Annotated in this window: 12 protein-coding genes and 1 pseudogene; 10 read left to right on the top strand and 3 right to left on the bottom strand. The window is 69.4% G+C overall.

Features of this window, described 5'->3' with window-relative positions; translation table 11 throughout:
- Positions 1–606: 606 nt before the first annotated feature.
- The 4 genes and pseudogenes from BLW04_RS29890 to BLW04_RS23860 all read left to right on the top strand — a co-directional run.
- A pseudogene (locus BLW04_RS29890) lies at positions 607–765 on the top strand (transposase domain-containing protein); the annotation flags it as partial.
- A gap of 160 nt (positions 766–925) precedes the next feature.
- Entirely contained in the window at positions 926–1228 is a 303-nt protein-coding gene (locus tag BLW04_RS28910) for a hypothetical protein (protein WP_254781937.1), read from the top strand.
- A 35-nt stretch (positions 1229–1263) separates the two neighbouring features.
- The gene (locus tag BLW04_RS23865) at positions 1264–1686 is read left to right on the top strand and encodes a MerR family transcriptional regulator (protein WP_175484258.1); all 423 of its coding nucleotides are present in this window, start codon (positions 1264–1266) and stop codon (positions 1684–1686) included.
- A gap of 32 nt (positions 1687–1718) precedes the next feature.
- Positions 1719–1898, top strand: a complete 180-nt coding sequence (locus BLW04_RS23860) for a hypothetical protein (RefSeq protein WP_091547972.1) — start codon at positions 1719–1721, stop codon at positions 1896–1898.
- 881 nt (positions 1899–2779) lie between these two features.
- On the opposite strand, the gene BLW04_RS23855 is transcribed toward BLW04_RS23860, so the two are convergent.
- Positions 2780–3085 carry a DUF7482 domain-containing protein gene (locus BLW04_RS23855; protein WP_139307009.1) on the bottom strand — a complete coding sequence of 102 codons (306 nt, stop codon included), beginning with the start codon at positions 3083–3085 and terminating at the stop codon, positions 2780–2782.
- A 259-nt stretch (positions 3086–3344) separates the two neighbouring features.
- Between BLW04_RS23855 and BLW04_RS27150 the strand changes: the two genes are divergently transcribed.
- Both BLW04_RS27150 and BLW04_RS23850 read left to right on the top strand, forming a co-directional pair.
- Positions 3345–3485, top strand: a complete 141-nt coding sequence (locus tag BLW04_RS27150) for a hypothetical protein (protein ID WP_175484257.1) — start codon at positions 3345–3347, stop codon at positions 3483–3485.
- Positions 3486–3629: 144 nt separating this feature from the next.
- On the top strand, positions 3630–3986 hold the full coding sequence (locus BLW04_RS23850) for a histone-like nucleoid-structuring protein Lsr2 (protein ID WP_091547967.1): 357 nt from the start codon (positions 3630–3632) through the stop codon (positions 3984–3986).
- A 40-nt stretch (positions 3987–4026) separates the two neighbouring features.
- On the opposite strand, the gene BLW04_RS23845 is transcribed toward BLW04_RS23850, so the two are convergent.
- Positions 4027–4941, bottom strand: a complete 915-nt coding sequence (locus BLW04_RS23845; protein ID WP_091547965.1) for a recombinase family protein — start codon at positions 4939–4941, stop codon at positions 4027–4029.
- Between the two features lie 438 nt (positions 4942–5379).
- Between BLW04_RS23845 and BLW04_RS23840 the strand changes: the two genes are divergently transcribed.
- From BLW04_RS23840 to BLW04_RS23825, 4 genes are all read left to right on the top strand, one after another.
- On the top strand, positions 5380–6051 hold the full coding sequence (locus tag BLW04_RS23840; protein ID WP_091547963.1) for an O-methyltransferase: 672 nt from the start codon (positions 5380–5382) through the stop codon (positions 6049–6051).
- Positions 6052–6111: 60 nt separating this feature from the next.
- Positions 6112–6603 (top strand): GNAT family N-acetyltransferase, encoded by a 492-nt coding sequence (locus BLW04_RS23835; protein WP_254781935.1) that lies wholly within the window; start codon positions 6112–6114, stop codon positions 6601–6603.
- Between the two features lie 195 nt (positions 6604–6798).
- Complete coding sequence (locus BLW04_RS23830) at positions 6799–7557, top strand: class I SAM-dependent methyltransferase (protein WP_091547959.1); 759 nt, start codon at positions 6799–6801, stop codon at positions 7555–7557.
- Between the two features lie 13 nt (positions 7558–7570).
- Entirely contained in the window at positions 7571–8200 is a 630-nt protein-coding gene (locus BLW04_RS23825) for a GNAT family N-acetyltransferase (protein ID WP_091547957.1), read from the top strand.
- Here the strand turns inward: BLW04_RS23825 and BLW04_RS28905 are convergent.
- Positions 8137–8751 (bottom strand): hypothetical protein (locus BLW04_RS28905; protein WP_254781933.1); only part of this gene is annotated, 615 nt, incomplete at its 5' end. The genes BLW04_RS23825 and BLW04_RS28905 overlap by 64 nt on opposite strands.

The raw sequence follows: 8751 nt of genomic DNA, 5'->3' as shown, positions 1-8751 counted from the left end.
CCGCCACCGAAGTTCTACGGAACTCGGGACAACCTCCGAGGCCGCGATCCTCACAAGATCATGTCCTTCTTCCCCCTCAAGTTCGAAGAGCCACATAACGTCCTTTATCTCCGGGTCCCTCCGCATCCGCGTCTGACCTGCGGCGCTGGCTCGACCGACCGGGGGTGTCCGCGCCGTGGTCTCCGAACGTCGGCCCAGGCCACGCGACACCCGCGGAGCGGGGCGTCAGGCGCTCGTCGTTAGGGCTGGGCTCGGCTGGATGTCCAGGCACGGCCAGTGCGTCGACGATTCGCATGGTCTCCAGGGAAGACGGTGACGACGCGGGCGAGCAGGTCGAGGATGTAGCGGGGATCACCGGACTCGCGGGACCAGTGGAAGAGCCGGACAGACCGGCGGCTCAGCCATACCCACGTCAGCCAGTCAAGATCAAGTCACGACCTGGCTGGGCCGACCAAGATCGACGGTGGATCCAGGATCAGGTGTCGTTGGGTGTCTTGGTCACCGCGGTTCCCCGTGAGGCCGTCGACGAGGCGGTGGCGGCGTGCGGGGTCGAGGCGAAGCGGTCAGACGGCAAGCTGCCGGCGCACGTGACGGGCGTATTTGACGATGGGGCTGTGCCTGTCCCCCGACGATGACTACGAGGAGGTCGTGACCAAGGTCACCGGGTCGCTGGACCGGTGGGGATGCTGGGACGCGGGGTGGTCGGTGCCGACGGCCAGTGCGATCATTCAGGCCCGCAAGCGGTTGGGCTCTGCGTTGTTGGCCGAGGTGTTCGAGGCGGTGGCGGTGCCCGGTGGCCGAGCCGGTCGTCGGCCATCGACGGGTTCGACGTCGACGTGCCCGACACCTCGGCCAACGCCGACCAGTTCGGGTACGCCGGCTCCGGGGCCAACCGCTCGGCCTATCCCAAGGCGAGGTGGTGGCGATGGCCGAGTGCGGCACCCACGCGTTCCTGGCCGCCGAGGTCGATGCCTACTCGGTTGGGGAGAAGACTCTCGCCGGCCGGCTCTCTCCGCGGTTGAACCCCGACGAGCTGCTGACCGCCGACCGGAACTTCTACTCCTTCACCGCCTGGGGGGCCGCCGCCGGCACCGGCGCGGCGCTGTTGTGGCGGGCACCGACCCAGAGCTGCACCTACACCTCGGTCCTGATCGAGCCCACGATCCGCGGCGCCCGCCGCGAGCAAATCCTGCAGGCCGCCCGGTCGTTAGTGTCCCGGTCAGCTTGACCTGACACCTGGGTGTCAGGCTTAGCGTCGGTGGGGTGGAACGCACGGTCAAGCAGGTCGCCGATCAGGTGGGGCTGCCCGAACGCACGGTGCGCTACTACGACCGCATCGGCTTGGTGTCCCCCCGGTCCCGCAGCGGCGCGGGCTACCGTCTGTACGGACCGGAGGAGCAGGGCAAGCTGCGGTTCGTCCGGCAGGCCAAGGGCCTGGGGTTGTCCTTGGAGGACATTCGGGGGCTGATGGCCGCGGCCGAGCGGGGCTGCTGCGGTGAAGTAGTGCCGGAGCTGGATCGGCTGCTGGAGGAGAAGATCGCCGAGATCGACGTCCAGCTCGCCGGGTTGGTCGCGTTCCGCGAGCGGCTGGAGGCCTTCCGCGCCGGACGGGACGCCGGCTGCGGGTGCCAGAGGCCTGGCACCGCCTTCTGCGGCTGCCTGGATAGTGCACCGCCCAGGCAGTGAAGAAGACAAGAATCAACGATAGGAGGATCACCATGGACACGAGCACGGAAAACTTGATGGCCCACAACAGCGGTGGGAGTTGTGGCTGCGGTTGCGACGGCAGCTGCGGCTGCGGTACGACCTCGCCGACCACCTCAGTCGAGGAGAGGATCGCCGAGCTCGAGCAGGCCAAGGCACAGATCGACCGGCAGCTCGTCGAGCTGCGCGGTTGAGCCGAACCAGGGTCGGGGTAGCGATGTGCCGCCACTCCGACCCTGGGCTCGGTCTCGCCGTCGACACAGCCGGTCGCCGGCAATGGGGGAGACCCGCCATCCATCACATTCAGGCTGCCACGACGCCAGAGGAGAACCGCATGACCGCTTCCGAAGAGCTCGTCGAACACCAGGTGTGCAGCTGCGACTGCTGTGGCCCGGCCAACGAGCAGAAGGGAGCCAGTGAATCGGCAAAGGGCAATACCAGAGCCACCTGTCGGTGTAGTTGTGGATGCGGCAGTGATTCGGGTTGCAGCTGCGGCTGCAGCGACGCCGGATGCGCCTGCGGTTGCGCCTGATGTCCCATCCGGTGAGCAATGCCTGAGGCAGATGCGTGCATGCCCCTCGAGGACTGTCGGCGGCTGCTGGTAGAGCTGCAGGGACTACGGCTGCGGATCACCGCCTTGGAGCAAGGCGTCGCCGGCTTCGTCAACGATGTTGAGGGCGAGCCCGGACCAACCGGCGAAGAGGACGGCAGCCGCAGGTAACGCGCCTGCCGGCTGCGAACAAGGTTGTCTCCAACATGCAACCGATCTACATGTGAGCTAGGCCTTGCCGATCAGCCTTGCGCCAATCTCGCTACGGATCGCGTGGGGCCGACGCGACCGTTTCCGCTCGATGAGCCGTCGGGTTCGTCGGGTTCGTTGGGTTCAGGTTTGCTGCGGTGGTCTGTGGGTGGGGCGTCGCCATGCGGGGTGGCAGGTGTGCCGTCGGCGTCGTAGCGCTGACCAGAGGAAGGTGAACGCGATCAGCGTGATGCCGGTGTAGAACAGCGGCGCGTTGGATGCTGCGGCTCGGTGAGCTCGGTGTTCGTGTACGCAGCCGGCTCGGGCTGCTGGTGGCTACCGGTGCCCCGTGGGCCACTGCAGGAACGGCATGTTGATGATGATCCCGGTCTGCTGGAGTGTCAGCTCTCCCGCCTTCTGCGCCGCCAGGAGGTCCGCGGCGGAGGTCAGCTGGCGTGGGCTGGCGCCGTCCTTCCAGGTGATCAGGGTCAGGGCGCGCAGCGGGGAATAGCCCGGATCTCCCGGTGCGGTGGGGAACACGCCGCCCTGGAAGCGGTGCTCGGGCTGGATGCCGTTGCTGAATATGTACACCGGGGATGTAGCCTCCGGCGGCACCTTGGCCAGCTTAGGCACGTAGATCACCGGTGAGTTCTTCTTACCAGCTTGTCGCGGGTGCCGTTGCGCATGGTGGTTCGGGTGTCGGTGCGCTCGTGGGCGCTCGGCGCCGCCACCGAGCAACGTCCTGGCCCCAACTGCCGCGACAAGCTGATGCCGCCGCCGCGGAAGCGACCCCGCCACCACGCGGTCTTAACCGACTGGCGCTGTCGATGCTGCCGCCGAGCCGCCCAGCGCGATCACGCGATCGTCGAGCAGGTCATCGTCGATGTGAAGAGCGGCCCGCTTGCTCATCTACCCCTCCGCGAAGTTCGCCGTCAACTCCCCCGGGCTGGCGCTGGCCGCGAGCGCGTTCAACCCCGCCCGCGTGGCCGACGGCCCTGTGACTTCGGCGTTTGGCGCCAAGGCGACCACCGCCACGATCTGATGTGAGACGGGGAGGCGGCTGGCTTGCTGCTCGCCGGCGCGAGGCTCGGCCTCGCCGAGCCGGCGTGTCGCGATCTTCCCGGCCGGGGGTGGGGGAGTGGCTACCGTGATGGTGACCGGTTGAAGCAGAGGTAAGGAATGCACGGTGGCTCGCAAGACGACGATCCTGCTCGAGGACGACCTGACCGGTGAGGTGCTGGAGGAAGGCCGCGGGGAGACCGTGGCCTTCGCTCTGGACGGTCAGAGCTACGAGATCGACCTGTCGGGGGAGAACTCGACGCAGCTGCGGGCAGACCCGCGCCGCTTCATCGACGCCGGTCGCAAGGTCAGCGGCACCCGGGCCAGCGGGCCGGGCCGGAGCTCGACCACCGGTAGCTCCGCGAGTCCAGGTCGCAACGGCACCGGAGCGATCCGGGCCTGGGCCCGCGAGAACGGCCATGAGCTGTCCGGGCGGGGTCGGATTTCCGGTTCGGTCATCAAGGCCTACGACGCGGCCCACTGACCACTGCTGCTGAGCTGGAGCTGGCGGGCGGCTACTGGTCTCAGGTGGTCGCGGCGCCGGCTTGCAGGGCCGCGGCGTGGTCGTCGATGAGGCAACCGCAGGGCTGGGCGAGGGCGACGACAACGGGTTCGCGGAGGCCGCGCACGCGGGCGTACTGCTCTTCCAGGCCGGTGGTCGGGTGCGCGCAGGCCGAGCAGGTGGGGGAGTAGCCGGTCGGCCAGGTGATGGCCTCGAGCGGGTCCCCGCCGTGGCGCGCTGTTCTTCCGATCAGGTGGACCTTGGGGACCACTGGGAGCTCTGGCCCTTGCTCGGCCGGCTGGCTGCCCGGTTCTGGCAGCGCGATGGCGGTCTGTTCGGGTGCCACGGCGGCCGTGAGTGGCTGGGGTGTTCGGGGTGGCAGGTGCCGGTAGAGGCTGGCGCGGGTGATGCCGGTCTTGGTGACGATCTCGGCGATCCTGGCGCCGCGGTCGCGCAGGTGGGCGGCGTAGGCGAGCTTGTCTGGGTCCACGACGGTGGGCCGCCCGACGCGGCGGCCGTTGGCGGTGGCCACCGCGCGGGCGTGGGCGGCGCGTTCGACGGTGTAGGTGCGCTCCATCTGCGCGAACAGCGCGAGCAGGACCACGGCGAGCTGCCCCATGGGATCGGCCGGATTGGCGGTGTCCACCTTGATGGGGTCGGCGAGGTTCCGCAGTCCGACGCCGCGATCGGTGAGGTCGTGGATCAGGTTGAGGGTGTCCCGGACGGTGCGCCCGAGCCGGTCCAGGGTGTGCACCACGATCACGTCACCAGGGCGGGCGAAGGCCAGCAGTGCGGTGAGGCCGGGCCGGTCGGTCGTGACCCCGGACTTCTTGTCCAGCCAGATCCGCTCGGCAGCCACGCCGGCTGCGGTGAGGGCGTCGACCTGCCGGTCGAGGTCCTGCTTGGTCGTCGAGACCCGCGCGTAGCCGAGATCCACGGCTGTACGTTACCGCTGGCGTCTCAGAAGTCAGAGTCGTACGGCCCTCGCGAGACAGGTTTGTGAGACGAGTTCTGAGACACTGGCGACCTGCGCACTTCATTCGTCGTCCGGACCGGCGGGCGACTGTCTCACTTCCAAGGAACTGGTACGACCGGTGATCATGTGCCGCATGACGCCCCTGAGCGGGGAATCCAAACCGGACGGGTCTATCGCGACAAGATCGCCAGTGCACCCGGCTGACCTGCGGCGCTCCCGATAGCCGTTCCCCTTGCGGGACGGCGCTATTAGGACGCGTCGCGCCGTCCAGCTCGGGGTTCAGGCTCGTGGCGCCGAGCCAGGGACATGGCCGGGCCTCCAGGTCGGCCGGGCTGAGGCGGACTGAGGGCCGGTCGCTAGGTTCGCCCAGACAGCCGGGCCGGTGAAGGGACAGCAAAGGTGTACGAGTCGACGCGGCTGTGGCGTGAGGTCGACGACTACTTCGTCGGCACCCTCGTCGCCGAGGACGAGGCCCTGGTGCAGACGCGCACCGCCAGCCACGCCGCGGGCCTGCCTCCGCACGAGGTGGCTCCGAACCAAGGGGCGCTGCTCGCGCTGCTGGCCCGCGCGGCCGGCGCCCGTTGCGTCCTCGAGGTCGGCACCCTCGCTGGCTACTCCACGATCTGGCTCGCCCGCGCCGTCGGCCCTGACGGCCGCGTGACCACCCTCGAGCTTGACCCGGAGTACGCCGCGCTGGCCCGAGCGAACCTCGAGCGCGCCGGGGTCGCCGACCGGGTCGAGATCGTCGTCGGGCCCGCGGTCGACTCCCTCGCCGCACTTGTCGACGCCGGCGCGGAGCCGTTCGACCTGGTGTTCCTCGACGCAGACAAGCCGAACAACCCCGGCTACCTCGACGCCGCGCTGCAGCTCACCCGCCCGGGCAGCCTCATCGTCGCGGACAACGTCGTGCGCGACGGGGCCGTGGTCGACGCGGACAGCACTGACGAGCGGGTCCGGGGAGTGCGCCGATTCCTGCGCATGCTCGCGGAGCACCCACACCTGGAGGCGACAGCCCTGCAGACCGTCGGCACCAAGGGCTGGGACGGCTTCGCCCTCGCTCTCGTGCACTGACCGCGCTGCCGGCCGCTGACCGAACCCCGATCGAGGCGGGCAGTGGGAAATACTCGACAAGTGACGGTTACAGATCAGCTGCCCTTGCAGGGATCGACAGTGGTGCTGCGCGAGGCGGTGGTGGACGACGTGCCCGCGATCGTGGAGCTGCTCGTCCAGGACGAGCTCGGCGCATCCCGCGACCGCATCACCGACACCGCGGGTCTGCAGCCCTACTTGCGTGCATTCCAGGCCGTGGACGCAGACCCGGCTCACCTGCTGCTCGTAGCCGCCGACAGCGGCCAGGTGGTCGCCACCATGCAGTTGAGCTTCATCCCAGGACTGGCCCGGCGGGGTGCGCTGCGTGCCCAGATCGAGGCGGTGCGGGTCAGGCAAGACCACCGCAGTCGGGGGCTGGGGGCTGTGATGTTCGCCTGGGCCATCGACGAGTCGCGACGTCGCGGTTGCGCCCTGGTCCAGCTGACAACCGACAAGTCGCGATCCGACGCGCACCGCTTCTACGAGCGGCTCGGGTTCGTCGTCTCTCACGAGGGACTCAAGCTGGCCCTCTGAGCGGCTCGTGGCCCGCTACCCGAACCGCCACCGGACGCCGCGAACGTCTCCGTTCGGTACAGCGGGCAATCACCACAAGGGGATCGGCTGTTGGGACGGCGTCCCGCTGACGCTTCGGCGATCGGGACGCGGGCCGGCAGCCTGCCGTGCAGGTCTGCGCCCGCGGAACACGATGTCTCTTGTGAGGATGATTAGGTGTTGCAGGGCTTCGATGGGCTCGTCGCCGAGGCGGAGTCGGCGGACGTCTCCGGGTGGGATTTCTCCTGGCTGCAGGGGCGGGCGACCGAGCAGCGGCCCTCCTGGGGCTACCAGCGGCTGCTGAGCGAGCGCCTGGCGTCGGTCGGTGCCGCCCTCGACGTCCAAACCGGCGGTGGCGAGGTGCTGGCCGGGGCGCAGCGGCTCCCGCCGACGATGGCGGCGACCGAGTCGTGGCCGCCCAACGTCGCCCTGGCCACCGCCCGGCTGCACCCGCGAGGCGTGGTCGTGGTCGCCGACCCCGACCGGCCGCCGCTGCCCTTCGCCGATGAGGCCTTCAACCTGGTGACCAGCCGGCACCCGGCGAGTGTCTGGTGGGAGGAGATCGCCCGGGTGTTGCGTCCAGGAGGGACCTACCTGGCTCAGCACGTGGGACCGGAGTCCGTCCGTGAGCTGTATGAGTTCTTTCTCGGACCTCAACCGGCAGGGCCGCACCCACGCCATCCCGACCGGGAGAGCGCGGCCGCCCGGGCCGCCGGCTTCAAGGTCACGACCCTGCGGTTGGAGCGTCCGCGGGTGGAGTTCTTCTATGTCGGCGCCGTCGTCTATTTCTTGCGCAAGGTGATCTGGACGGTGCCGGACTTCACCGTCGAGCGCTACCGCGACCGGCTGCGCGACCTGCACGAGCAGATCCGTCGGGACGGGATGTTCGTGGCGCACTCGGCCCGCGTGCTCATCGAGGCCCAGCTACCCCGGTGAGCCCTTTGCTGTGATGGCCAGCGCAGAGCGGTGGACGAAGCGGTTGCGGCTGGAGCCGATCGGTCGAGACAGCGCCGACCGCCTGCTTGAGCTGCCCCAGGACCCCGGCGTCGCAGCCTGGGACGGCGACGCCTGGACCGAGGAGCGGGCGGCGTCCTTCGCCGCCACGGTGGCCGAGCAGTGGGCGCGCGACGGCGTGGGCAAGTGGTTGGCCTACGACCGGGAAGGCAGCCGACTCGTCGGACGCGGAGGTCTGTCCTACGTCGAGCTGCTCGGCCGGCGGCAGCTGGAGGTCGGCTGGGCGATCCGCGAGCAGCGCTGGGGACGCGGGTTGGCCACCGAGATCGGCCGCGCCGCCTTGCACGTCGCCTTCGATGAGTTGGGCCCGCAGCAGGTGGTGGCCTTCACCGAGGTCCACAGCATCGCCTCGCGACGGGTGATGCATCGCGCCTGGGGGCGCACCACGTGCAGGACTTTCGCCGCCCGGGCCTCGTCGCCGGCAGCCACGAGCTCCGCGACGACGCCCCCTTCGCCCTGTACCGCCTTCGGTGTCCCAGCTGACGATCGACTACCGGGACGTCAGGTGCCGCCGGTTGGCACAGGCGCGGTTGCACCCACGTCGGTCACCTCTAGTAGCCGCTGAGTCAGGGCCACCCCCTCCAGCAGGGCGCGGTGGTCTGCCCGCTCTGGATCAGCGATGTAGGCCTCGTACGCCGACCGCGACCTGAAGGAGACGATGTGCACCTCGGCCTGTCCATCCGCCGTCCGCAGGCGTCGTTCCAGCCGACCGTTGTGCCGCTCGAGCCTGGGGAGCACGGCCGCTTCGTACCGCTGGAACGCCTCCACGCCCTCACGCGCGACGTCGGCCAGCATGACCAAGATCAGTCGGGTCTGGGCGCGCTCACGCAGCGACGGTAGAGGGGACTCGGTCTTGTGCCGCAACCCGATCGTGTACCGGACAAGATCGCCATTCCGGTCCGGCCGGTGACCCTGCCACATAGCGCTGTGAAAACCGTGCCAACCACCGCTGCGAGTCACAGGGATGGACAACGGCATCTGGCGTCTCGTCATGGACCGTTTCCGAGAGAGTCCGGGCAACTTCCGCGACACGCCGAGTTGCCGGGTAGGGCAAAGCGGGTGCTGGCCGGCTGGGAGGTTGTCCCGGGTCTCGTGGAACTTGAGGTGGCGGTCCCC

Origin of the sequence: Modestobacter sp. DSM 44400 (genome assembly GCF_900107175.1) — a bacterium.
Classification (GTDB): Bacteria; Actinomycetota; Actinomycetes; order Mycobacteriales; family Geodermatophilaceae; genus Modestobacter.
This window is presented reverse-complemented; position numbering and strand designations above follow the sequence as displayed.